Source organism: Luteimonas sp. R10, assembly GCF_045689605.1.
Lineage (GTDB): Bacteria > Pseudomonadota > Gammaproteobacteria > Xanthomonadales > Xanthomonadaceae > Luteimonas.
On record NZ_CP141262.1, the window covers coordinates 1,408,221 to 1,431,020 of the forward strand.

Sequence of the window (22,800 nt, forward strand, 5' to 3'; positions counted from 1 at the left end):
GTTCGTCTCCTCAACCCTGAGCCGGCTGGCCGCCGCCGGCGGCGCGCTTGATCGCGGCGCGGACCCGGTTGTACGTGCCGCAGCGGCAGATGTTGGTCATCTCCGCGTCGATGTCGGCATCGCTCGGGTCCGGGTTCTGCGCCAGCAGGCTCGCCGCGGCCATGATCATGCCGGTCTGGCAGTAGCCGCATTGCGGCACGTCGAGCGCCAGCCAGGCCTGCTGCACCGGGTGCGAGCCGTCGGGCGACAGGCCCTCGATGGTGACGATCCGCTGTTCCGGATCGACGGCGTCCACCGGCAGCGCGCAGGCGCGGACCGGCATGTCGTCGATGTGGACGGTGCAGGCGCCGCACTGGGCGATGCCGCAGCCGTACTTGGCGCCGGTCAGGCCGAGCTGTTCCCTGAGCACCCAGAGCAGCGGGGTGCCGGGATCGGCGTCGACGTCGTGGGTCGTGCCATTGACGTTAAGTCGGGCCATGCTGGGCTCCTGTCCTGGTGTTGGATTCTGTTTCCCCTTTCCAAAAGGGGTCCGCTTCCTCCCCCTTTGAAAAAGGGGGATTGAGGGGGATTTGCCTTGGCTTCGGCTTCGCCAGGCGCCGAGCAAATCCCCCCTGCCCCCCTTTTCAAAGGGGGGAAGAGCATCATTCCGTCGTAGACCGGTCCTGCAGGAAGGCGATGATGGCCTGCCGCTGCGTCGCGTCCGGCAGGGCGAACATCATGCTGGTGCCCGGCACCTGCTGGCGCGGATTGGCCAGGTAGGCATCCAGCGTCTCGCTGTCCCAGACGATGCCGGACGCGCGCATCGCATCCGTGTAGCGTGCGCCTTCGACGCTGCCGGCGGCCCGTCCGACCACGCCGGCCAGGTGCGGGCCGATGCGGTTCTGCCCCGGATCGAGGGCATGGCAGGCGGCGCAGCGCGTGCGATAGAGCTGCTCGCCCTCGGCGGCGGCGTCCTGCGCATGGGCGGCGCCTGCCAGCGCCAGCAGCGGCAGCAGTGCGAGTACGGGGGAGGAAGCGCGGTGCATGGGGTCTCCTGTCTGGGGTCACCTGTGGTCGATCCTACGCGCTGCCGGGGGCGTGTGTGTGTGCGCCTCGTGCCGAGGCCGCGGTGCCCGCCGCATGCGCGCCGCGCGGATCGATCGCCTTCCGCGACAACGCTGTGCCCATCGACGCATCGAGTCATCGCAAGATGTCGCGTCGGGGGCCGGTGACATACTTTGATACAGACCGGCCGGGGACATCGTCCACGATGTGATCCGCGTCCGGCTGCCGCGCGGCCGTTCCCCGCGCGAGGATGAGCGCCCCATGGAAACCGCACCGCACATCGCCATCGTCGACGACCACCGCGACATCCGCAATCTGGTGGGAAAGTACCTCGACCGGCACGGCTACCGCATCAGCACCGTGGAAAGCGCCGCGGCCCTGCGCCGGCTGCTCGAACGCAGCGCGCCGGACCTCGTCATCCTCGACGTGATGATGCCCGGCGAGGACGGCCTCAGCCTGTGCCGCCACCTGCGCGGCAGCACCGACATCCCGGTGATCTTCCTCACCGCCATGGCCGAGGACCTGGACCGCATCATCGGCCTGGAACTGGGCGCCGACGACTACCTCACCAAGCCGTTCAATCCGCGCGAGCTCCTGGCCCGCATCAAGGCGGTGCTGCGGCGGGTCAACAGCCTGCCGCCGCAGCGCGGCCGGGTGAAGGCGAAGACGCTGCGCTTCGACCGCTGGGAGCTCAACGTCGGGCGTCGGGAACTGCTCGGCGCCGATGGCGTCGCGGTACCGCTGAGCACCGCGGAATTCCGCCTGCTCGGCGCCTTCCTCGACCATGCGGGACTGGTGCTCAGCCGCGACCAGCTGCTCGAGCTCACCGTCGGCCGCGCCGCCGACTGCTTCGATCGCAGCATCGACAACCAGGTGAGCCGGCTGCGCAAGAAGATCGAGGCCGATCCGCGCAACCCGGCACTGATCAAGACCCACTGGGGCGGCGGCTACAGTTTCACCGCCGAGGTCGAGCGGGCATGAGGCGCATCTGGCGACGCAGCCTGGCGGCGCGCTTCATCGCGTTCCTGCTGCTGGCGCTCGCGCTCTCCCAGGCGATCGGGTTCCTGATCTCCTGGGACGAGCGCGGGCACGCGCTGCGCGCGGCGGCCAAGAACGAATTCTTCAGCCGCACCGCCTCGCTCGCCCTGCTGCTGGAGACCACGCCCCCCGCGCTGCGGGGCGAGATCCTGCAGGTGAGCGGCACCGCCTACACGCGGTTCTGGACCACGCCGCAGGAACCGCTGGACGCGGCGGCCTGGCGGGACGAAGCCTGGGTGCACCTGGCGACGCCGTTGCCCAGCCTCAAGCCCGTCGAGGACGGCGCCGGCAGCCTCGCCCCGATCGCCATCGCGAGTGCCGCCGCCCCCGCCGGGCCCGCGCCGCGGTGGAAGGAGTTGTCCTCGCACGCCTGGCCGCTGTCGCGGCCGGCCCGGTTCGCCTATCTCGGCGAGGCGAACGGCATGGGCCTGGCGGTGCGCCTGGACGACGGCAGCTGGCTCAATGCGGCCTACGCCAAGTCCGTTCCCAACGGCGCGTGGAACCGGCAGTCGATCCTGTCGCTGCTGATCACCGCGGTCGCGCTGTCGGCCATCGCGATCCTGGCGGCGCGCGGCATCACCCGGCCGATGCGGCGGCTGGCCGCGGCCGCCGAACTGCTCGGCCGCGGCGAATCGGTGCCGCCGCTGCCCGAATCGGGCCCCGACGACATCCGCCACACCGCCGAGGCCTTCAATCGCATGCAGGCGCGGCTGCAGCGCTTCGTCGACGACCGCACCCGCATGCTCGCCGCCATCGGCCACGACCTGCGCACGCCGTTGACCTCGCTGCGGTTGCGCGCCGAGTTCGTGTCCGATCCGGAAGTGCAGGAGAAGATGCTCGCCACCATCGAGGAGATCCAGACCATGACCGAGGCGGCGCTGGCGTTCGCGCGCGAGGAGGCCACCGTCGAGGACACCCGCACGGTCGACCTGTCCGCGCTGGTCGAAAGCCTGTGCGACGACCTGGCGGAACTGGGGCAGCAGGTGGTCTTCCTGGACGGCCCCCGGCTCAACTACCGCTGCCGGCCGGATGCGCTGCGGCGGGCGGTCCGCAACCTGGTCGAGAACGCCGTGCGCTACGGCGAGCGCGCCCGGGTCCGCCTGGCCCGGACCGCGGAAAGCATTGAGATCGTCATCGAGGACGACGGCCCCGGCGTTCCCGACGGCGACCGGGAGCAGGTGTTCGAGCCGTTCTTCCGCATGGAGCACTCGCGCAACCGCGAGACCGGCGGCGTCGGCCTGGGCCTGTCCATCGCGCGCACGATCGCGCGCCACCATGGCGGCGACGTGGTGCTGCGCAACCTGGAGCGGGGCATGCGGGCGTCGATCAGTTTGCCGCTTGAAGCGAGGAACGAGAAACGAGGAACGAGGAACTAGTCGAGGGCGGTTGTTGTGGGAGCGACGGAAGTCGCGACTCCGCGGGCTACCAGTCGCGACTTCCGTCGCTCCCACAACGGGATTCGCCAGCGACAGTCCCACCTTGCGGGCGCTATAGTCGCGTCTGTTTTTTCGTGGATTGCGACGATGCAGGCTGCGGCGGCTCCCGCCACCATCGCCCTCGCGGCCGGCGGCACCGGCGGTCACCTGTTCCCGGCCGAGGCATTGGCGCGCGAACTGGTGGTGCGCGGCCACGCTACGGTGATCTACACCGAGCGCCGCGGCGCCGCCTACACGCAGGCGCTGCAGGGGCTGCCGCACAGGGTGCTGCCGGCGCGCAGCCTGGCCGGCGGAATCGGCGGCAAGCTGGCGGCAATGGCGACGATCGCCGGCGCCGCCTGGCAGGCGCGCGGCGACCTGAAGCGCCGCGGCGCCGCGCTGATGGTCGGCTTCGGCGGCTATCCCAGCTTCGCCCCGGCGCTGGCGGCCAGGAGCCTCGGCCTGCCGCTGCTGCTGCACGAGCAAGCCACGCGCCTGAGCCTGGCCAACCGCCAGCTGCTGCGCTTCGCCGACGGCCTGGCGACCTCGTTCCCGGCGATCGCCGGCGCCGACGGCTTCGATGCCGCGCGCATCGTCGAGACCGGCAACCCGGTGCGGCGCGCGATCCTCGATGCGCGCGCACCGTATCCCGCCATCGCGCCCGGCACGCCGCTGCGGTTGCTGGTGGTCGGCGGCAGCCAGAGTGCGCGGGTGTTCGGCGAGGTGGTGCCGCCGGCGCTGCTGCTGCTTCCGGAGGCGGTGCGCCGGCGCGTCGGCCTCGCGCTGCAATACAAGGGCGGGGACGCGGACGCCGTCGCTGCGCGGTTGCGCCAGGCCGGCATCGACGCCGAGATCCGTCCGTTCTTCGACGACATGGGCACGCGCCTGCGCGATGCGCACCTGGTGATCGCGCGCGCCGGCGCGACCACGGCGGCCGACCTGCTCGTGGTCGGCCGCCCGGCGATCTTCGTGCCGATCCCGCACGGGGGCTCGCGCGAGGAACAGCGCCGCAACGCCGAGACGCTGGCGCAGGCCGGCGTCGGCTGGTGCGTGCCGGAGCCGGAGCTGACGGCGGAGTCGCTGGCTGCGCTGCTGGACGAGCTGTTCGCCGCCCCGCAGCGGCTGCAGCAGGCCGCACGGGCGGCCACCGACCTCGGACGCCCGCGGGCCGCCGCGGCACTCGCCGATGTCGTGGAGCGGATGCTGGCCGAGCGGGGCTCCGGCGCGGCTTGATGCCGATGCGGAAGACTCCGTGCGGCTGAAGCCGCTGTGGGAGCGATGGCAGCCCTGATGCCATGATCGTTCGATATCAGCGGAGCGGACCGAAATCTACCGGGCGATATCGACGGGGCGCCGTCAGGCATTGCCGGGTCGCGACTGCCGTCGCTCCCACAAAGATGGCCGCTGCCTTCGCCGATGTGGGAGCGACGGCAGTCGCGACGCCACGATCGCCGGTGTCCCCGCTGCGCCGTGCTGCCGCGGAGCGGCGGCTCGCCGGGGGAGGGCTAACATCGGCTGGGATCGGTGCCGTCGCCCGGGCTCGATGCGGGCGGCAGTGCCGGTCACCCGACATCGCAACCGAGAAGGAGTGGCATGCGCCACGACAACCCCGACGTCCTGGTCATCGGCGGCGGCCACAACGGCCTGGTCTGCGCCGCGTACCTGGCGGCCGCCGGCCTGCGGGTGACGCTGCTGGAGCGGCGCGCGGTGGTCGGCGGCGCCGCGGTGACCGAGGAATTCCACCCCGGCTTCCGCAATTCCACCGCCAGCTACACCGTCAGCCTGCTCAATCCGGCGGTGATCCGGGACCTGCGCCTGGCCGAGCACGGCCTGCGCATGGTCGAGCGCCCGTACGCCAACTTCCTGCCGCTGCCGGACGGGCGCGCGTTCCGGCTCGGCGGCGAGCACACGCAGGCCGAGGTGGCGCGCTGGTCGCCACGCGATGCCGAGCGCCTGCCGGCCTACACCGCGATGCTCGAGCGCGTGGTCGCGGTGCTGCGCGAGCTGATGTTGCGCACGCCGCCCAACGTCTCCGACCGCTTCGTGCTCGCCGACTGGCTGGCGTCGTACGCCACCGCCAAGCAGCTGCGCCGGCTGGACATGCGCGGCCGCCGCGACCTGCTCGACCTGTTCACCAAGTCCGCCGGCGACCTGCTCGACGGCTGGTTCGAATCCGAACCGCTGAAGGCGGCGCTGGGCTGGGACTCGATCGTCGGCAACTTCGCCAGCCCCTACACGCCGGGCTCGGCCTACGTGCTGCTGCACCACGTGTTCGGCGAGGTCAACGGCAAGTCCGGCGCATGGGGCCATGCCGTCGGCGGCATGGGCGCGATCACGCAGGCGATGGCGGCCGAGTGCGAAGCGCGCGGGGTGCGCATCGAAACCGGCGCCGAGGTGGCGCAGGTGCTGGTCGAAACCGCCGCCTCCGGCCGCGGCCGCGCGGTCGGGGTGGCGCTCGCCGACGGCCGCGAACTGCGCGCCGCAACCGTGGTCTCCAACCTCAACCCGAAGCTGCTGTACCAGCGCCTGGTGCCGCGCGCGCAGCTCGACGACGACACCGCGCAGCGCATCGCCGGCTACCGCTGCGGCTCGGGCACCTTCCGCATGAACGTGGCGCTGGCCGAACTGCCGGACTTCAGCGCCGCCCCGGGGACGCGGCTGCAGCCGCACCACCAGACCGGCATCCTGGTCGGCCCGTCGCTCGGCTATTTCGAGCAGGCGTACTTCGATGCCAAATCCAAGGCGCACAACCCCGGCTGGTCGCGCGCGCCGGTGGTCGAACTGGTGATCTCCTCGACGCTGGACGGCAGCCTCGCCCCGCCCGGGCAGCACGTCGCCAGCCTGTTCTGCCAGCACGTGCACCCGGACGTCGACGGCGACTGGGACGCGCACCGCGACACCGTGGCCGAGCTGATGATCGACACCGTCGACGCCGTCGCGTCCAACTTCAGGCGCAGCGTGCTCGGCTACCGGGCGCTGTCGCCGCTGGACCTGGAACGCGAATTCGGCCTGGTCGGCGGCGACATCTTCCACGGCGCGCTCGGGCTCGACCAGTTGTTCTCGGCGCGGCCGCTGCTGGGGCAGGGCGACTATCGCGGCGCGCTCGATGGGCTGTACCTGTGCGGTTCCGGCACCCACCCCGGTGGCGGCGTCACCGGGCTGCCGGGCCGCAACGCCGCGCGCGAGATCCTGCGCGATCTGCGCCGCGGCCGCGCCAGGCAACTCCATCGGCGGCGACCACGATGAACGCGCCGCCGCGCGTTGCGAAGGGAAACAACGGCAGAAGACTTTCCTATTCGTCCGAACGCGGTCGCGGCTGAAGCCCCGCCTACAGTAGGCGGAGGGCGTGAATGTCGATCCAAGCCGGGGCCCTGATTCATGGGGCGCCAACCGTGAGGGCCGCTGACTGACGGCCAGCGAGCTGAACACGGGCCTCTTTCTTGTACTTCCAAGTATCGTTTTGCACTGCAGCGTGCATGTTCGATAACACTTCATTCACGATTGTTCCGCACCCGACGTGGGGGAGGGAGCAAAGCCCGCGACCGGTTTTCCGGTTGCGGGCTTTTTTATGGCGAATGCCACAATCCCCCCATGGATCACGACCAGCTCTTGGAGGCGATCGCCCAGCGCGCGCTGTCGCGCCTGCGCGCTGCGCTCGGCGACGGTGCCGCCCGGGTCGACGAGGCAGCCGCGAGCGACAAGCTGCGGCGGATCGCGATCGCCAGCGACTTCGCCGTCGACACGCTGGCGCGGCAACCCGGCCTGCTCCTGCGCGTGCTCGGCGACGACGGCGCCGAGCCGCTGCCGCCGCCCGTCCTGCACCAGGACAGCCGCGCCGAATGGCCGCGGCTGCTGCGCCGCCACCGCAACGCCGAATCCACCCGGCTGGTCTGGCGCGACGTGCTCGGGCTCGACGACATCGACGCCACCCTCGCAGGCGCCACCCGCCTGGCCGATGCCTGCCTGCAGGCCGCGCTGGCCGCGCTCGAGGCCGAGTTCGTCCAGCGCCACGGCCGCGTGCGCGACGCCGACGGCGCCGTCGTGCGGCTGGTGGTGTTCGGGCTCGGCAAGCTCGGTGGCGAGGAGCTCAACTTCAGCTCCGACGTCGACCTCGTCTACGGCTATGCGCGCGACGGCGAAAGCGACGGCGCGCGGCCGCTGGCGGCCGAGCAGTACTTCGCCCGGCTCGGCCAGGCGCTGGCGAAACTGCTCGACGAGGTCACCGCCGACGGCTTCTGCCACCGCGTCGACCTGCGCTTGCGCCCGTTCGGCGGCGCCGGCCGCGTCGCGTTGAGCTTCGCGGCGATGGAGCAGTACTTCCAGGACGAGGGCCGCGACTGGGAGCGCTACGCCTGGCAGAAGGCGCGGGTGGTCGCCGGCGACTTCGAGTCCGGCACGCGGCTGATCGACACCCTGCGGCCGTTCGTCTACCGCCGCTACCTCGATTACGGCGCGCTCGACGGGCTGCGCGGCATGAAGGCCGCGATCGCCGCCGAGGTCGCGCGCAAGGCGCTCGACGCCGACATCAAGCGCGGCGCCGGCGGCATCCGCGAGATCGAGTTCCTGGCGCAGGTGCTGCAGCTGATCCGCGGCGGCCGCGAGCCGGCGCTGCGCGAACGGCGCCTGCAGCCGGCACTGCGCGCGTTGCGCGACGCGCGCCAGATCCCGCCCGAGAGCGCCGACGCACTGATCGAGGCCTATCGTTTCCTGCGCCGGCTGGAGAACCGGCTGCAGATGCTGCGCGACGCGCAGACCCATGTGCTGCCGACCGACCCGCTCGAGCGCGCGCGCATCGCCGCCGGCCTGGGCTACGCCGATTGGGAGGCGTTGCTGCAGGCGCTCGGCGGCCATCGCGCCCGCGTGGCGCAGGAATTCGAGGCGCTGCTCGCCCAGCGCCGGCAGCAGCCGTCCGTCGACAGCGACATCGCCGGCTACTGGCGCGCGCTGCCCGACGACGGCGACGCGGCGGTGCTGGCCGCCGCCGGATTCGCGGAGACGGAGGCCGATGCCGTCGACGCCGCGCTGCGCGACTTCGTGCGCTCGCCGAGCGTGCGCGAGCTGGCCGACGGCGCGCGCGCGCGGCTGGACCGGGTGATGCCGGTGCTGCTGCAGGCCAGCGCGCCCGCCGACCGGCCGCTGCTGGCGGTGCGCCGCCTGCTGGCGCTGGTGCAGAACATCCTGCGCCGGACCAGCTATCTCGCCCTGCTCGACGAGCAGCCGCAGGCGCTGGCGCGGCTGATCGACCTGGTCACCCGCAGCGCCTTCCTGGCCGAACGCGTGGCCGCGCATCCGCTGCTGCTCGACGAACTGCTCGACGCCCGCGCCGAGGGGCCGCTGCCCTCGCGCGGGCAGCTCGCCGCCGCCTGCCGCGCCGCGCTCGAGCGCGGCGACCTGGAAGCGGCCCTGTTCGCGCTCAACGAAACCCGGCAGACGCTGAGCTTCCGCATCGCCCTGGCCACGCTCGACCGCCGCCAGCAGGCGCAGGACAGCGCGCGGCAACTGGCGTGGCTGGCCGACGCCGCGGCCGCGGTGGTGCTGGAGCTGGCGCAGCGCGAGATGCGCGCCGCGCATGGCGCGATCGACGGCGCGCGCTTCGCCGTGCTCGGCTACGGCAGCCTCGGCGGCGAGGAACTCGGCATCGGCTCCGACCTCGACCTGGTGTTCCTCTACGACGCCCGGGCCGATGCCCAGTCCGACGGTGCGCGCGTGCTCGACGCCACCCGCTGGTTCGCGCGGCTGGCGCAGAAGGTCGTCGCCCTGCTCGGCACCGTCACCGGCGCCGGGCGGCTGTACGAGGTCGACGTGCGCCTGCGCCCGGACGGCGCCAGCGGCCTGCTGGTGTCGTCGCTGGCCAGCTACGACGAGTACCAGCGCACGCGCGCCTGGACCTGGGAACACCAGGCGCTGGTGCGCGCGCGCTGCGTGGCCGGCGACGACAGCCTGTGCACGGACTTCGAGCGCGTGCGCGAACGCGCGCTGGCGCGCCCGCGCGATGCCGGCAAGCTGCGCAACGACATCGCCGGCATGCGCGCGAAGATGCGCGCCGAGCTCGACCGCAGCGGCCCGGCCGGCTTCGACCTCAAGCAGGGCGAGGGCGGCCTGGTGGACCTCGAGTTCCTGCTGCAGTACCTGGTGCTGCGCGAGGCGCATGCGCATCCGGCGCTGCTCCGCCCGCGCGCCACGCCCGCGCTGCTGGAGGCGCTGCGCGACGCCGGCCTGCTGGACGCCGACACAGCCGACGCGCTGGCCCGCGCCCATGCCACCCTGCTCGCGCTCGGCCTCGAGCGCACCCTCGACCGCCGCCCGCGCCTGGTGCCGGACTCGGATTCCCTGGCGTCCGCGCGCACCGCAATCCGTGCTGCCTGGCTGCACCTTGCCCTGCCGATGCCAGCAGCGTGAGCCGATCGAGCCGCGCCACGCCGCGCGGCAGCGACGGCAGCTCGTCTGGGAGCGACGGCAGTTTGTGTGGGAGCGACGGCAGTCGCGACGCCGTCGCCCCGGAATCGCCCGCGACGGCCGCAAACCAGGGATGGCGCACGGATGAGGCCGCTGACAGGAAAAGCGGGCCCGCTGTCACGCCCGCCGCGCGTGCACCAGGCTTGCATCGGCTGCGTGGGCCGGATAGGTTCGGGCGGACACATCGATCAGCACGATGCGCGTCGGCCGAATCGGGAGATGCTGCAGTGACCTGGCGTCCGTTTTCCGTCCCCTCCCGCCGGAGGCTTCCGGCGATCGTTACCACCCTTGCATACCTGGCGATAGCCGCGTGCGCACGCGCGCCGCAGGATGCGCCGGCGCCGGCCGCCGATGCCGGCCCGTCCCCGGAAACCGAGGTGATCGCCTTCGTCGGCGTCGACGTGGTCCCGATGGACCGCGAGACGGTACTGGAGGACCACACCGTGATCGTCGAGGACGACCGCATCACCGCGGTCGGGCCGGCGGACGAGGTGGAGATTCCCGAAGGCGCGCAGCGCATCGACGGCGCCGGCCGGTACCTGATGCCCGGCCTGGCCGAGATGCACGGCCACGTGCCGGGGCCGGACGATCCCGGCTATGTGGAGGACGTGCTGTTCCTGTACGTCTCCAACGGCGTGACCACGGTGCGCAACATGGCCGGGCATCCGTCTCACCTGGAGCTGCGCGAGCGCATCGCCGATGACGATCTGCTGGGCCCGACGCTGTTCACCGCCAGCCCGTGGCTCAGCCCGGACAAGGCGGGCACGCCGGAAGCGGCGGCGCAGGCGGTGCGGGAGTACCACGCCGCGGGCTTCGACCTGGTCAAGCTCGGCAGCATTCCGCCGGAGGCCTATGACGCGATGGCGGACACCGCCCACGACATCGGGATGCCGTTCGGTGGGCACATCCCGGAAGGCGTCGGGCTGGTCCGCGCGCTGGAGGCGCGGCAGGCCTCGATCGACCATCTCGACCGCTACGCCGAGTTCCTGGTGCCGGACGGCGCCGACACCGGCGGCCGCGATCCCGGCTTCTTCGGCAGCGGCCGGGCCGGCCTGATCGACACCGATCGCATTCCCGAGGCCGTGCGGCGCACGCTGCAGGCCGGTACCTGGAACGTGCCGACGCTGAGCCTGGTCGAGCACCTGGCGTCGCCGGAACCGGCGGAAGCGATGATCGCCTGGCCGGAGATGCGCTACATGCCGCAGGAGGTGCGCGACGGCTGGGTACGCGCGAAGCACGAGTTCGCGGCGCGCGACGACTTCCAGCCGCAGGCGGCGCGGCGGCTGGTCGAGGTGCGGCGGCAGCTGACCAAGGCCCTGCACGACGGCGGCGCGCCGATCGCGCTCGGCTCGGACGCGCCGCAGTTCTTCAACGTGCCCGGCTTCTCGATCCATCACGAGATGGCGATGATGGTGGCCGCGGGCCTGACGCCGTACGAGGTGCTGGTCACCGGTACGCGCAATCCGGCGCTGTACTTCGGCACGCCGGACGCGTTCGGCACGGTGGCGCCGGGCCGCCGCGCCGACCTGATCCTGCTGCAGGCGAACCCGCTCGACGACATCGGCAACGTGCGCAAGCGCGCCGGCGTGATGGTGCGCGGCCGCTGGCTGCCGGAGGACGAAATCCAGGCGCGACTCGAAGCGATCGCGCCCCGGGAAGCGCCCAACGGCCAAGCCCCCGGCGCGCACTGAGGCCCTTGTAGCAGCCCTTGTAGGAGCGACGGCAGTCGCGACCCGGCGCCGGCCGACGCGCCCATCGATGCGCCGACTTCGGCCATGACCGTGCCGCGTCCGAACGATCGCGGCGTCGCGACTGCCGTCGCTCCCACATGGCGTGGAGATTGTGTGGCCCGCTGGCCGCGCTACCGGTGGTCGAGCCCCAGGCGCCCGCGCACCTGCGCGGCGACGCGCGCGGTCTCGCGCAGCGGTTCCGCTTCGAACGGGACAAGCGCGGCGTCCATCGCGCGGATGCGGCCGCGCGCCAGCAGCGCGTCGAGGAACCGCCGCGGCCGGCCGGTGACGCGTGCCGGATCGAACACGAAGACCGGCACGCGCGTGGCGCAGGCCTCGGAGACCATGTTGACCGAGTCGGGCGAGCAGACGATGCGGTCGGCCCAGGCCAGCAGCCCGGGGTACGGGTTAGGCCCGTCGTCGGTACCGAGCCAGGCGATGCCGGGCGTGTTCGCATAGCGGGCGCGCAGCGCATGCCGCAGCTCCGGCGGCGTGCGCCGCGACGCGGTCAGCAGCACGCTGCCGCCGTCGCGCGCCAATGCGGCGTCCAGGTGCGCGGCCAACGCCTCGAAGTCGCCGCGGTCGAAGCGCGCATGCCGGCTGCTGCCGCCGAGCAGCAGCGCCGTGCGCGGCCGCGGCAGCTCTGCGAACGCGGCGAACGCATCGCGGGCGCGCGCCAGCCAAGTGGCGTCGACAGGATGCAGGCTGCCGAGCAGGGTGACCACGTTGTCGCCGCGCAGTCCATCGTGCTCGGGAACCACCACCAGGTCCCAGTGCGCCGGATCGAGCCGCGGATCGAGGATCTGCACCGCCTTCGCCCCGTGCGTGCGCAACAGGCGCGTGGCCAGGGCCGCCTGCCGGCCGCAGCCGATGGCGAGCGCGGGCGGCGCCGACAGTGCCGCGGCGAAGTCGCCGCCGAACGCGCCCTCGCTGCCCGGCAGCCGCCGCGGCGCCGCCCAGCGCCAGGGCGCGCGCGGCGCCAGCCGCCAGTCGCGCACCGCGGCCGGTGCCAGCGCATGCGCCAGCGCCTCCACCTGGCGCAGATTGCCGGCGTGCCCGTCGCTCAGGGTCCAGCATTGCGCCGGCCGCAACGATGACGCGGAGGCGGCGGCGGTTTGTTCCACGAATGCGACCATCCGTTCCGGGATCCAAGGTGCGGCTTCACCGGCGGAACTCTACACTGCGGGTCGGTTTCACGAGCGGCCAAGCCGCGCCAGGAGAAGATCCGCCGATGTCCGATGTCCTCGACGCCCACGCCCTCGACCGCCTCTTCCGCAGCGCGCGGACCTACAACCGATTCACGGGTGAGGTGAGCGACGACACCCTCCACCAGCTGTACGAACTGCTGAAGTGGGGCCCGACCAGCGCCAACCAGTCGCCGGCGCGCTTCGTCTTCGTGCGTTCCGCCGAAGCCAAGGCGAAGCTGGAGCCGGCGCTGGACGAGGGCAACCGCAAGAAGACCATGGCCGCGCCGGTGGTGGCGATCGTCGGCTACGACCTGGACTTCCACGAGAAGCTGCCGTTCCTGTTCCCGCACACCGACGCCAAGAGCTGGTTCGAGGGCCCGCGCGAGAACCGCCGCGACCACGCCTTCCGCAACGGCTCGCTGCAGGGCGCCTACCTGATCCTCGCCGCGCGCGCGCTCGGCCTCGACACCGGGCCGATGACCGGCTTCGACGCCGCCAAGGTCGACGAGGCCTTCTTCAAGGGCACCGCGATCCGTTCCAACTTCCTCGTCAACCTCGGCAAGGGCGACCCGGCCAGCATCTTCGGGCGCTCGCCGCGGCTGTCGTTCGACGAGGCCTGCCGCATCGAGTGATCCTCCTCGGGCGATCCAGATCCTCCCGGCGGCCGCCGCGGCAGCCGCCTCCTCCCACCGGTCGTACCTCCCCACGGAGCCATCCAGCCATGAAGACCGTTTCGTTCAAGCACGCCGTCCTTGCCGCCGCCCTGTCGCTGGCCACCGCTCCGGCCGTGGCCGCGCCGGTGACCTACCAGATCGATCCCAACCACACCGACGTGGTGGCGCAGTGGAGCCACTTCGGCTACTCCCATCCGATCGCGCATTTCGGCGACGCCGACGGCACGATCGTCTACGACGCCGACGACGTGTCCGCCTCCAGCGTCGAGGTGACCCTGCCGCTGTCCGGGCTGGATTCGCACGTCGAGAAGTTCGACGAGCACCTGCGCAGCGACGATTTCTTCGACGCCGCCAACCATCCCGAGGCCACCTTCCGCAGCACCGCGGTCGAGCCGGCGGGCGAGGGCAAGCTCAAGATCACCGGCGATCTCACCATCAAGGGCATCAGCAAGCCGGTGGTGCTCGATACGACCCTCAACAAGGCCGGCCCGCACCCGATGGCCAAGCGCGAGGCGATCGGCTTCGACGCCACCGCCACCATCAAGCGCAGCGATTTCGACCTGGGCATGTACGCGCCCAACGTCAGCGACGAGGTGCAGCTGCGCATCACCACCGAAGCGAAGGTGCCGGCGGCGGAATAGGCGCGTCGCCGCGCATCGGGACGGCGACTCGATTCCCGGCCCGGTGCGTTGGCGGCGATTGGAGCCGTCGTCGCTTCGCCGTACCCTCCGCCCCCCGACAAAAGCATTCGGGGGCAGGCTCTTCGGGCACCTCGCTCCGCGCCCCGGCCCTGCGCAGCGCGCAGGGCGTTCAGGGATGCGCGAGCCAATGGCTCGCAAGCGGCACCCCTTCACCCCAAAGGGAGAAGGGAAAAGCCCCTCTCCCTTTGGGGCGAGACCGCACGGCTTGCGCGCCACTGGCGCGCGTGCGGTGGAGCGCCCGCGCCGCTGGCGCGGGCCGGGGCGCGGAGCGAGGGGTGGGGGTGAGGGTACGGCGCGGAACATGACGACCGATCCGCGCCGATGGATTTATTCCGGACAGCAGCGCGCTTGCGCCGGGATGACGGGCTTCGGGTACCGGCGGCATTCGCCGCGCCGATGACGCCGCCGTCGCATCGATTCAGTCACCGTAACGGGCCACTCGACCTTTTTTATCCGATCATGCCGATTCTCCGCTCCGCCAGCGCACGCGGCCATGTCGAGGCCGGGTGGCTCGACAGCCACCACACCTTTTCCTTCGGCCACTACCACGATCCGGAGTGGATGGGCTGGGGGCCGTTGCGGGTCATCAACGAGGACCGGGTGGCGCCCCGTTCCGGATTCCCGCCGCACGGCCACGCCAACATGGAGATCCTCAGCTACGTCCTGTCGGGCGCGCTCGCGCACCGCGACGACGGTGGCGGCGAGGGCGTGCTGCGTCCGGGCGAGCTGCAGTGGATGAGCGCCGGTACCGGCATCGAGCACAGCGAGTTCAACGCGTCCGACAGCGAGCCGGTGCATTTCCTGCAGATCTGGATCCAGCCCGACCGGCTCAACGTGCCGCCGGACTATGCGCAACGGGCGTTCGATCCCGCCGCGCGCCGCGGGCGCTGGGCGGTGCTCGCCTCGCCCGACGGCGCCGACGGCGGTCTCCCCATCCGCCAGCGGGCCTGGCTGCATGGCGTGCAGCTGGGCGCCGGCGAATCGGCGACCTGGGCGCAGGATCCGGCGCGTCGCTACTGGCTGCACCTGGCGCAGGGCAGCGCCGAGGTCGACGGCCAGGGCCTCGAGGCCGGCGACGCGCTCGGCATCGTCGACACGTCGGGCGAACTGCGCATCGCCGGGACCGGCAGCGATCCGCTCGCCGACGTCCTGTTGTTCGACCTACCGGTCTGAGGGTCTATCCATCGATCGGTCGTCCGATTCGTGCGCGCCCTTTGTGGGAGCGACGGAAGTCGCGACGCCGCGGCGCCGGACACAGTCGCGACTTCCGTCGCTCCCACAAGTGCAACTGCAAGTGCATCGGCTATCGGCCCTGGAGCGGTTCTGGCGCAAGTGTTACGGATCCCTTCTCCCGCCTGCAGGAGAAGGTGCCCAAAGGGCGGATGAGGGCGCTTTTGATCTCTCGCCAAGAGCGCCCTCACCCCAACCCTCTCCCGCAAGCGGGAGAGGGGGCACTTCTGCGAAGTGCGTAAAAAACGGCTCTAAGCACGAGTGCGAGCACTTGATCTGCCGTACCCGGCGTGCTGGACGGCATGCCCTTTGTAGGAGCGACGGAAGTCGCGACTGTTGCCGGCGTCGCGGAGTCGCGACTTCCGTCGCTCCCACAAAGGGCAAGTGCAAATATCGATCCCGCGCCGATCGTGACCTTCCGGCGGCGGCGTGCCGCCACGGGCTCAGCCGTAGCGCGCCTTCAGCATCGCGTACGCCGCGCGCAGGCCTTGCGCCTCGCCGCCGGCGGGGCGGCCGGGGCGGTCGTTCTCGTTCCACGCGAACACGTCGACGTGCGCCCAGGTCCGGTCCGCGGGCACGAAGCGTTCGAGATACAGGGCCGCCGTGATCGAGCCGGCCATGCGCGAGCCGGCGTTGGCCAGGTCGGCGATGCGGCTGGTCAGGTAGCGCAGGTACGGGCGCCACAGCGGCATCCGCCACAGCGGGTCGCGCTGCTGCAGGCCGGCCTCGAGCCAGGCGTCGGCCAGCGCGTCGTCGTTGCTGTACAGCGCCGGCAGGTCCGGGCCCAGCGCGATGCGCGCTGCGCCGGTAAGGGTGGCGAAGTCGATCAGCAGGTCCGGGTCCTGCTCGCCGGCATAGGTCAACGCGTCGCCCAGCACCACCCGTCCCTCGGCGTCGGTGTTGTCGATCTCCACGCTGATGCCCTTGCGCGTGGCGATCACCTCGCCGGGGCGGTAGGCGTCGGGGCCCAGCGCGTTCTCCACCGCCGGGATCAGCAGCGTCAGCCGCACCGGCAGCCGGCGCGCCATCACCAGCCCGGCCAGCGCCAGCGCGTGCGCGGCGCCGCCCATGTCCTTCTTCATGTTGCGCATGCCCTCGGCCGGCTTCACGTCCAGGCCGCCGGTGTCGAAGCACACGCCCTTGCCGACCAGCGCCAGGTGCGGGGCCGCGGCGTCGCCCCATTGCAGCTGCAGCAGCCGCGGCGCGCGGTGCGAGGCGCGGCCGACGGCGTGGATCGCCGGGAAGTTCCGCTCCAGTAGCGCGTCGCCGACGATGCTCTCGAACCGCGCGCCGTGCGCCTGCGCGAGCTCGCGCGTGGCGGCCTCCAGCTCCTCCGGGCCCATGTGCTCGGTCGGGGTGTTGACCAGGTCGCGCACGCGGCAGCAGGCGGCAAGGATGTCGAAGCGTTCGGCGTCCGGCTCGGCCACCGCCAGCCGCGCCGGTTCCCGCGGCGCCCGCTTGTAGCGGTCGAAGCGATAGCAGCCCAGGCCCCAGCCGAGCAGCAGCGCCGCGTGCGCGTCGGCGTCCAGAGGGTCCGCCAGCTGCCAGTCGCCCGCCGGCAGCGCCATCGGCGCGTGCGCGTAGGCGAACGGATCGAGCCGGTCGCCGACGCCGAGCACGGCGCCGGCGAGCGCGCCGTCCGCGCCCGGCAGCAGCAGCACGCTGCCCGGCGATGCGTCCCAGCCCTGCGCCTGCAGCCAGCGCGCGGTCGCCGCGCCCTGGCGCTCGCACCAGGCGGGCAGGGCCTCGCGGTCGAGCAGGTGCAGCGCGCGCGGCTGCGCGGCGGCGTCGGGCGAAACGAATCCGGTCGGCAAGCTCATGCGGCGTCGGTCCTGTCGTGGTCGTGGGCGGCCTGCGCGTCCAGCCAGTCGGCCAGCGCGGCGAGGGTGTCGAACTGCAGGTCGGGGGTGATCTCGGGATGCGCCCAGGTGCGGCCTTCGCGGTTGATCCAGCAGCTGCGCAGCCCGGCGCGCGCGGCGCCGGCGACGTCCATCTCGATGTGGTCGCCGACGTGCAGCACGTCGCCGTGGTCGCAGTCCAGGCGCGCGCAGGCGGCATGGAAGATGCACGGCGACGGCTTGGCCTTGCCGTGGTCGCGCGAGGTCAGCCGGAACGCGAAATGCTCCGACAGCCCGATGCGCTCCAGGTCGGCGTTGCCGTTGGTCAGCGCCGCCACCGGCACCCGCGCGGCGATCCGCCGCAGCGCGTCGATGCTGTCGGGATAGCACTCCACCTGGTTGCGCGCGGCGTAGAACACCTTCCACGCGGGCTCGGCCAGGGACACATCGTCGCCGCTCTCGCGCAGCGCGTGCTCCAGGGTCATGCGCCGCAGCGCGGTCAGGTCGTGCAGCAGGTGCGGGTTCTCGTCGAACACGCGCTCGCGCAGCGCCCGCATCACCTCGGCCGGGTAGCGCTCGGCGGTGCGCGGCGCGTGCGTCCGCAGCCAGTCGTCGAGCACCTGCTCGATGCGCGCGGCGATCGGCGCGAACGGCCACACGGTGTCGTCGAGATCGAGGGTGATGGCGCGGACGGGGAAACTCACTTGGCCATTGTATCGTCCCCTGGGGACGTGCCCGGCCGGGATCGCGCGGCGCGGGGTGCCTTGTCGCGACTTCCGTCGCTCCCACAGGGAGCTATCCGCCCGCTGCATTCCCTTGTGGGAGCGACGGAAGTCGCGACAGGGCGGGAGAATGCAGCCGGCGGATCGGTCCCTGTGGGAGCGACGGAAGTCGCGACCGGATGCATGGGGCGAGGGCGGCCTTTCGGGCGAGCCGCGCCCATGGAGAAGGCACCAGCCCGCGGCAGCTCACTCCAGCAGCCTGGCCCAGCCCTCGAAGCCCTCCAGCCGCGCCAGCACCAGCTTGACGCAGACCAGCAGCGGCACCGCCAGCAGCAGCCCGACGATGCCCCACAGGAAGCCGAACAGCATCAGCGCCAGGATCAGCACCAGCGGCGACAGCGCCATGCGCCGGCCCAGCACGATCGGCGTGATCAACTGGCCCTCCAGGGTCTGCAGCGCGACGTAGATGATCACCGGCAGCAGCGACGGCCCCACCTCGTCCCAGGTCACGAAGCCCATCAGCAGCATCAGCACCGCGCCGATCGCCGGGCCCACGTACGGCGCGAAGTTCAGCAGCGCCGTGATCGTGCCCCACAGCAGCGCCTCCTGCAGGTCGATGCCCAGCCAGACCAGCGCGGCGGCCACGGCGGCGCCGAGCGCGGTGTTGATCACGCTGATGGTCAGCACGTAGCGCGAGATCTCCGCCTCGATCGACTGCAGGATGCCCACCGTCAGCCGCTTCTGCTGCCGGTGCGGCAGCAGCGCGATCGCGTGCCGCTGCAGGTTCTCGCCGTACACCATGAAGAAGAACGTCAGCAACACCACCGCCAGCGCCGCGCCCAGCAGCCTGGGCGTGGCCGACAGCCGCTCCCAGGGATCGTTCTCGCGCACGGTCACCATCTGCACGCGGTGCGCCTGGCCGCCGTCGGCGGCCTGGGCGAAGGAGCGCGCGGCCTCGTTGGCGCGCTGCATCGGCCGCGCCATCTGTTGCAGCTTGGGCGTGAGCACCTGCAGCTCCTTCGGCACCTGCTGCATCCATTCGCTGGCCGGGACCACCAGCTGGCGGCCGAGCAGGAAGGTGGCGGCGACGCCGAACGCGAGCACCAGCAGCGCGCCGGCGAAGCGCGGGATCCACACCCGCCGCAGCGCGCGCAGGACCGGATTGCCGACCAGGGCGAAGAACATCGCCAGCAACACCGGCACCACCACCGCCTGCGCCGCCCACAGCGTGTAGCCGGTGGCGAGCATCGCCAGCACCACGATCGACGCCGGCGCGCGCGGCCGCGGCGGTGGCGGGTCGTCGTCCCGGGCGGGTGGTGCCAGCGGACTGCTCACATCGGCGTGCTCAAGTCGACCCGTTCGGTGCGGCATGCTCGAATCGGCCCGTTCGAGTGCCTGGTCCGGTCGCCACGCTCAGCGCTCGGACATCTCGGTCGCCGCTTCGGCGGGCGAGGGTTGCGTGTCCCAGCGCTGGTCCGGCTTGCGGCGGTCGGAAGGCGGGACCGCCTCGGGCTCGGCGCTGGCGGCCGGGGCGCCACCACCGCCACTATCGTCGGGCGGCGGCGGCGCGCGGCCACCCGCGCCGGCGTCTTCGGCCGTCTCCGCGGCCTCTTCGGCGGCGGTGTCCGCGGTTTCCGCGGCCTTCCTGGCGGTCGCCGCGGCGACCATCGCCTGGATCGAGCCCAGCAATCCGGTCATCGAGCTGATCAACCGCAGCCAGCGCGGATCGCCCGCGACCTTGCCGAGCTTGCCGAGCCGCCGCAGCGCCCGTTTCGGCTGCGAGCTGCCGGCGACGAAGCCGCTGACCAGGCCGGCCGCCAGGATGCGGGCCGGCGTCCACGCCTCGCGCCACTGCGCGCGCAGCGCGCCGTATTCCTCGCGCGTCTGCTGCAGCCGTCCCTCGACCAGCTGTTCGCCGCGCTCGACGCGGCGCTTGAGCACCGCCAGCTTCATGCCGCCTCCTTGCGCGCGGACGCGTCGTCCCCGTCGTCGTCTTCGTCCTCGTCGATCACGCCCAGGCTGGTCAGCTGCCGGCGCGTGGCGTGCAGGGCGCCGAGGTCGAAGTACACCCACATCCGCCAACCGGCCAGCGCGGTGCACGCCAGGCTGAGCACCGCGGCGATCGAGGTCGACGCCAGCCACGACAGCCCCAGCGCCTGCAGCAGGGCGATCGCCGCCCCCATCAGCAGCAACCAGGCCGAGGCGCCGAAGATGATCGCCACCGCGCACCACACCAGCGCCCGCGGCAGGGCGCTGCGCGCCAGTGCCAGGTCGGCCAGCACCAGCTTGCGCAGGGCGCGCCCGGTGTCCATGCCCGAGCCGAGGGTGGCGCGTCCCGCCTTGCCGATGCGGCGGACGCTCTCGTCCAGGTGCGGCGCCTTCCCGGCGCCGTCGCCGCCCGTGCCGGTGCCGTCGCCGGATCCGTTGCGCAGGTCCTCGTTCACTGCCCGTCCCGTGCCGCGCGGACCGCCAACTTACTTGCCGCCGCTGCGGGCGAGCTTGGCGATGATCCAGCCGGCGGCGAAGGCGACGCCGAACGAGGCCAGCGGCCGTTCGCGGATCAGGTCGGCGGCGCTGTCGACCAGGTCGCGGCCCTTGTCCAGCACCTGGTCCATCTGCTCGCGGCCGGCATCGCCCAGGCCTTCCAGCGCGGACAGGCCGGACAGGGCGCTGTCGGCCAGGTCGGCCTTCACGTTCGCGCGGCCGAGCTTGAGTTCGTCGCCGGCCACGTGCGCGGCGCCCTTGATGGCGTCGCCGGCGTCGTGCGCGGCCTGCTTGAGGCGGCTGCCGGCTTCGCCGAGGTTCTGCTTGACGTTGTCGCTGGAGGTCGGGCTCATCGTGGTGTCTCCTGTCGGGTGGTTGGGAGGAGCGGGGTGTCGCGTTACCTGAGCGGCACCTGGTAGCGGCCGCGGCCGCGCTGGACCAGCAGCACCAGGTCGCCCGGGGCGTTGGCCAGCGCCGCGCGGAACCCCGCCAGGTCGTGGAACTGGCCGCCGGTGGTAGCGAGGATCACGTCGCCGGCGCGCAGGCCGTTGCCCGCGGCGCGGCTGCCCGGATCCACGGCCTCCACCAGCACGCCGCTGACGCGCTCGCTCTGGCGGCGCAGCGCCTCGGGCAGGTCGGCCAGGGTGGCGCCGGCCAGGCGCGGGTCGTAGTTGGCGCCGTCGCGCGGGATCTCGCGCAGCCGCGCGCTCACCTGCAACGGCTCGCCGTCGCGCAGCAGTTCCAGGGCGATCGGCGTGTCGATCGCCTGCAGGCCCTGGATGTTGCGCAGGGTCTCGCTGTTGTCCACGCGCTGGCCGTTGGCGGCCACGATCACGTCGCCGGTGCGGATGCCGGCCTCGGCCGCGGCCGAACCCGGGTGCACCCGGGTCACCACCGCGCCGCGCGGCGCCGCCAGCCCCAGCCCATCGGCGATGCGCGCATCGACCGTCTGCGTGTCCACGCCCAGGGTGCCGCGGCGCACCTCGCCGGTGGTCACCAGCTGGCGCATCACGCTGCCGGCCAGGTTGGACGGGATGGCGAAGCCCAGGCCGATGTTGCCGGCCTGGCTGCCGCGCGGGTTGAAGCTGGCGGTGTTGATGCCGACCAGCTCGCCGCGCAGGTTGACCAGGGCGCCGCCGGAGTTGCCCGGGTTGATGCTGGCGTCGGTCTGGATGAAGTTCTGGAAGCCGACCCCGGGGATGTTGCTGCGCCCCACCGCCGAGACGATGCCCGAGGTCACCGTCTGGCCGACGCCGAACGGATTGCCCACCGCGACCACGAAATCGCCCACGTTCAGCGTGCCGCTGTCGGCCAGCGGCACCTCGGTCAGGTTCTCGGCCGGCACCCGCATCAGCGCCACGTCGGTCTCGGCGTCCGAGCCCATGAACTCGGCCTCCAGCGTGCGGCCGTCGGCCAGGGTGACGGTGACCTCGTCGGCGCCCTCGATCACGTGGTGGTTGGTCAGCACGTAGCCGTTGCGCGCGTCCACGATCACCCCCGAGCCCAGCGACTGCGCGATCCGCTCCTGGCTCAGCTCCGGGAACATGCGGCGGAAGAACGGATCGTTGCCGAACGGGCTCACCCGCACCCGCTGGGTGGTCTGCACGCTGACCACCGCCGGCGTGACCCGCTGCAGCATCGGCGCCAGCGACGGCACCGGCTGGCCCTCCACCGCCACCGGCAGCGCCGCGGTGCCGGCGACCCCGGTCGGGACCTCGCTGGAGGACACGGGGGCGGGTGCCGCGGCCGCGGGCGCCGCAGGCAGGGCGCCGGCCTGCGCCGGGTGCTGCAGGCCGTTCTGGATCGCGACCGCGGCCAGGCCGCCGAACGCGGCTGCGGCGACGAGGGCGAGAAGAGTGGGCAGTGGACGCATGAAAGTCTGTTTATCCCGTAGATGCGGTGGCAGAAACGTGAAATGCGGCTGTCGCAGGCCCGATCAAGACCGCCCGCGGCGGCTTCCCCGGCCCGGGATCGTGCCTGCCCGGGGCCCAACCGAAGCCAAACCCCGGAACCGCGCTGCCACGGTAACCGAGAGTTGACTTCCTTCGCTGCCGGGCGTAGCTTGAATCCCCGCTCGCCACTACATCTTGGGGTAGCCGAAGTGGACCTGGCCCAAGTAATGGGGTTCGCCCGAAAAGCACCCGTCGCCACCGGAGGTGGCGGCCGATGCGGACAAAGGTGACCGGCAGCACGAAAACCCAACAACGCCGCGACGCGTGAACGCCACCGTCGCGGCTGCGCCGTCGGCGCTCACCGCGGACATCGGCAGCGACAACAATAA

Annotated in this window: 19 protein-coding genes; 9 read left to right on the forward strand and 10 right to left on the reverse strand. The window is 72.3% G+C overall.

Translation table 11 applies throughout. The features are described 5' to 3' along the window. Positions 1–10: 10 nt before the first annotated feature. Together U3649_RS06010 and U3649_RS06015 are read right to left on the reverse strand one after the other, a co-directional pair. Positions 11–478, reverse strand: coding sequence for a (2Fe-2S)-binding protein (locus U3649_RS06010; RefSeq protein ID WP_407353967.1), 468 nt, complete (start codon positions 476–478; stop codon positions 11–13). A gap of 163 nt (positions 479–641) precedes the next feature. After that, a complete protein-coding gene (locus tag U3649_RS06015) occupies positions 642–1,025 on the reverse strand; it encodes a c-type cytochrome (protein ID WP_407353968.1) in 384 nt (127 codons plus the stop codon). A gap of 280 nt (positions 1,026–1,305) precedes the next feature. Here U3649_RS06015 and U3649_RS06020 point away from each other — a divergent pair, with 280 nt between their 5' ends. From U3649_RS06020 to U3649_RS06045, 6 genes are all read left to right on the forward strand, one after another. Then, a complete protein-coding gene (locus U3649_RS06020; RefSeq protein ID WP_407353969.1) occupies positions 1,306–2,025 on the forward strand; it encodes a response regulator in 720 nt (239 codons plus the stop codon). Continuing rightward, positions 2,022–3,458, forward strand: a complete 1,437-nt coding sequence (locus U3649_RS06025; protein WP_407353970.1) for an ATP-binding protein — start codon at positions 2,022–2,024, stop codon at positions 3,456–3,458. The genes U3649_RS06020 and U3649_RS06025 overlap by 4 nt, the downstream gene beginning before the upstream one ends. A gap of 147 nt (positions 3,459–3,605) precedes the next feature. Next, entirely contained in the window at positions 3,606–4,730 is a 1,125-nt protein-coding gene (locus U3649_RS06030; protein ID WP_407353971.1) for a UDP-N-acetylglucosamine--N-acetylmuramyl-(pentapeptide) pyrophosphoryl-undecaprenol N-acetylglucosamine transferase, read from the forward strand. A gap of 360 nt (positions 4,731–5,090) precedes the next feature. Further along, positions 5,091–6,743: a phytoene desaturase family protein gene (locus U3649_RS06035; RefSeq protein ID WP_407353972.1), complete on the forward strand. Its 1,653-nt coding sequence runs from the start codon at positions 5,091–5,093 to the stop codon at positions 6,741–6,743. A 345-nt stretch (positions 6,744–7,088) separates the two neighbouring features. Next, positions 7,089–9,896 carry a bifunctional [glutamate--ammonia ligase]-adenylyl-L-tyrosine phosphorylase/[glutamate--ammonia-ligase] adenylyltransferase gene (gene glnE / locus U3649_RS06040; protein WP_407353973.1) on the forward strand — a complete coding sequence of 936 codons (2,808 nt, stop codon included), beginning with the start codon at positions 7,089–7,091 and terminating at the stop codon, positions 9,894–9,896. Between the two features lie 434 nt (positions 9,897–10,330). Continuing rightward, positions 10,331–11,644 (forward strand): amidohydrolase family protein, encoded by a 1,314-nt coding sequence (locus U3649_RS06045; protein WP_407353974.1) that lies wholly within the window; start codon positions 10,331–10,333, stop codon positions 11,642–11,644. Positions 11,645–11,814: 170 nt separating this feature from the next. On the opposite strand, the gene U3649_RS06050 is transcribed toward U3649_RS06045, so the two are convergent. Further along, a complete protein-coding gene (locus U3649_RS06050; RefSeq protein ID WP_407353975.1) occupies positions 11,815–12,819 on the reverse strand; it encodes a mitochondrial fission ELM1 family protein in 1,005 nt (334 codons plus the stop codon). A gap of 95 nt (positions 12,820–12,914) precedes the next feature. Between U3649_RS06050 and U3649_RS06055 the strand changes: the two genes are divergently transcribed. The 3 genes from U3649_RS06055 (at position 12,915) to U3649_RS06065 (ending at position 15,418) form a co-directional block, all read left to right on the forward strand. Then, positions 12,915–13,502 carry a malonic semialdehyde reductase gene (locus tag U3649_RS06055; RefSeq protein ID WP_407353976.1) on the forward strand — a complete coding sequence of 196 codons (588 nt, stop codon included), beginning with the start codon at positions 12,915–12,917 and terminating at the stop codon, positions 13,500–13,502. Between the two features lie 89 nt (positions 13,503–13,591). Beyond that, positions 13,592–14,185 carry a YceI family protein gene (locus tag U3649_RS06060; RefSeq protein ID WP_407353977.1) on the forward strand — a complete coding sequence of 198 codons (594 nt, stop codon included), beginning with the start codon at positions 13,592–13,594 and terminating at the stop codon, positions 14,183–14,185. 519 nt (positions 14,186–14,704) lie between these two features. Continuing rightward, on the forward strand, positions 14,705–15,418 hold the full coding sequence (locus U3649_RS06065; RefSeq protein WP_407353978.1) for a pirin family protein: 714 nt from the start codon (positions 14,705–14,707) through the stop codon (positions 15,416–15,418). Between the two features lie 500 nt (positions 15,419–15,918). Here U3649_RS06065 and U3649_RS06070 read toward each other — a convergent pair whose 3' ends face one another. From U3649_RS06070 to U3649_RS06100, 7 genes are all read right to left on the reverse strand, one after another. Then, a complete protein-coding gene (locus U3649_RS06070; protein WP_407353979.1) occupies positions 15,919–17,295 on the reverse strand; it encodes a leucyl aminopeptidase family protein in 1,377 nt (458 codons plus the stop codon). Next, positions 17,292–18,017, reverse strand: coding sequence for an HAD family hydrolase (locus tag U3649_RS06075; protein ID WP_407353980.1), 726 nt, complete (start codon positions 18,015–18,017; stop codon positions 17,292–17,294). Before U3649_RS06075 ends, U3649_RS06070 begins: the two co-directional genes overlap by 4 nt. A 264-nt stretch (positions 18,018–18,281) precedes the next feature. Beyond that, a complete protein-coding gene (locus U3649_RS06080; RefSeq protein ID WP_407353981.1) occupies positions 18,282–19,406 on the reverse strand; it encodes an AI-2E family transporter in 1,125 nt (374 codons plus the stop codon). Between the two features lie 42 nt (positions 19,407–19,448). Next, positions 19,449–19,988: a protein sip-5 gene (locus U3649_RS06085; RefSeq protein WP_407353982.1), complete on the reverse strand. Its 540-nt coding sequence runs from the start codon at positions 19,986–19,988 to the stop codon at positions 19,449–19,451. Further along, positions 19,985–20,467, reverse strand: coding sequence for a phage holin family protein (locus tag U3649_RS06090; protein WP_407354553.1), 483 nt, complete (start codon positions 20,465–20,467; stop codon positions 19,985–19,987). The genes U3649_RS06085 and U3649_RS06090 overlap by 4 nt, the downstream gene beginning before the upstream one ends. Positions 20,468–20,509: 42 nt before the next feature. After that, entirely contained in the window at positions 20,510–20,872 is a 363-nt protein-coding gene (locus U3649_RS06095; RefSeq protein WP_407353983.1) for a hypothetical protein, read from the reverse strand. A 44-nt stretch (positions 20,873–20,916) separates the two neighbouring features. Then, positions 20,917–22,392 carry a Do family serine endopeptidase gene (locus tag U3649_RS06100; RefSeq protein WP_407353984.1) on the reverse strand — a complete coding sequence of 492 codons (1,476 nt, stop codon included), beginning with the start codon at positions 22,390–22,392 and terminating at the stop codon, positions 20,917–20,919. Positions 22,393–22,800: the final 408 nt, after the last annotated feature.

Excerpts from the sequence above, each read along its gene's own strand:
- U3649_RS06015 (WP_407353968.1), bottom strand. The coding sequence starts at position 1,025 with ATGCACCGCGCTTCCTCCCCCGTACTCGCACTGCTGCCGCTGCTGGCG.
- U3649_RS06010 (WP_407353967.1), bottom strand. The coding sequence starts at position 478 with ATGGCCCGACTTAACGTCAATGGCACGACCCACGACGTCGACGCCGAT.
- U3649_RS06100 (WP_407353984.1), bottom strand. The coding sequence starts at position 22,392 with ATGCGTCCACTGCCCACTCTTCTCGCCCTCGTCGCCGCAGCCGCGTTC.
- U3649_RS06070 (WP_407353979.1), bottom strand. The coding sequence starts at position 17,295 with ATGAGCTTGCCGACCGGATTCGTTTCGCCCGACGCCGCCGCGCAGCCG.
- U3649_RS06025 (WP_407353970.1), top strand. The coding sequence starts at position 2,022 with ATGAGGCGCATCTGGCGACGCAGCCTGGCGGCGCGCTTCATCGCGTTC.
- U3649_RS06060 (WP_407353977.1), top strand. The coding sequence starts at position 13,592 with ATGAAGACCGTTTCGTTCAAGCACGCCGTCCTTGCCGCCGCCCTGTCG.
- U3649_RS06035 (WP_407353972.1), top strand. The coding sequence starts at position 5,091 with ATGCGCCACGACAACCCCGACGTCCTGGTCATCGGCGGCGGCCACAAC.
- U3649_RS06020 (WP_407353969.1), top strand. The coding sequence starts at position 1,306 with ATGGAAACCGCACCGCACATCGCCATCGTCGACGACCACCGCGACATC.
- glnE (WP_407353973.1), top strand. The coding sequence starts at position 7,089 with ATGGATCACGACCAGCTCTTGGAGGCGATCGCCCAGCGCGCGCTGTCG.
- U3649_RS06080 (WP_407353981.1), bottom strand. The coding sequence starts at position 19,406 with ATGCCGCACCGAACGGGTCGACTTGAGCACGCCGATGTGAGCAGTCCG.
- U3649_RS06085 (WP_407353982.1), bottom strand. The coding sequence starts at position 19,988 with ATGAAGCTGGCGGTGCTCAAGCGCCGCGTCGAGCGCGGCGAACAGCTG.
- U3649_RS06055 (WP_407353976.1), top strand. The coding sequence starts at position 12,915 with ATGTCCGATGTCCTCGACGCCCACGCCCTCGACCGCCTCTTCCGCAGC.
- U3649_RS06050 (WP_407353975.1), bottom strand. The coding sequence starts at position 12,819 with ATGGTCGCATTCGTGGAACAAACCGCCGCCGCCTCCGCGTCATCGTTG.
- U3649_RS06030 (WP_407353971.1), top strand. The coding sequence starts at position 3,606 with ATGCAGGCTGCGGCGGCTCCCGCCACCATCGCCCTCGCGGCCGGCGGC.
- U3649_RS06065 (WP_407353978.1), top strand. The coding sequence starts at position 14,705 with ATGCCGATTCTCCGCTCCGCCAGCGCACGCGGCCATGTCGAGGCCGGG.
- U3649_RS06095 (WP_407353983.1), bottom strand. The coding sequence starts at position 20,872 with ATGAGCCCGACCTCCAGCGACAACGTCAAGCAGAACCTCGGCGAAGCC.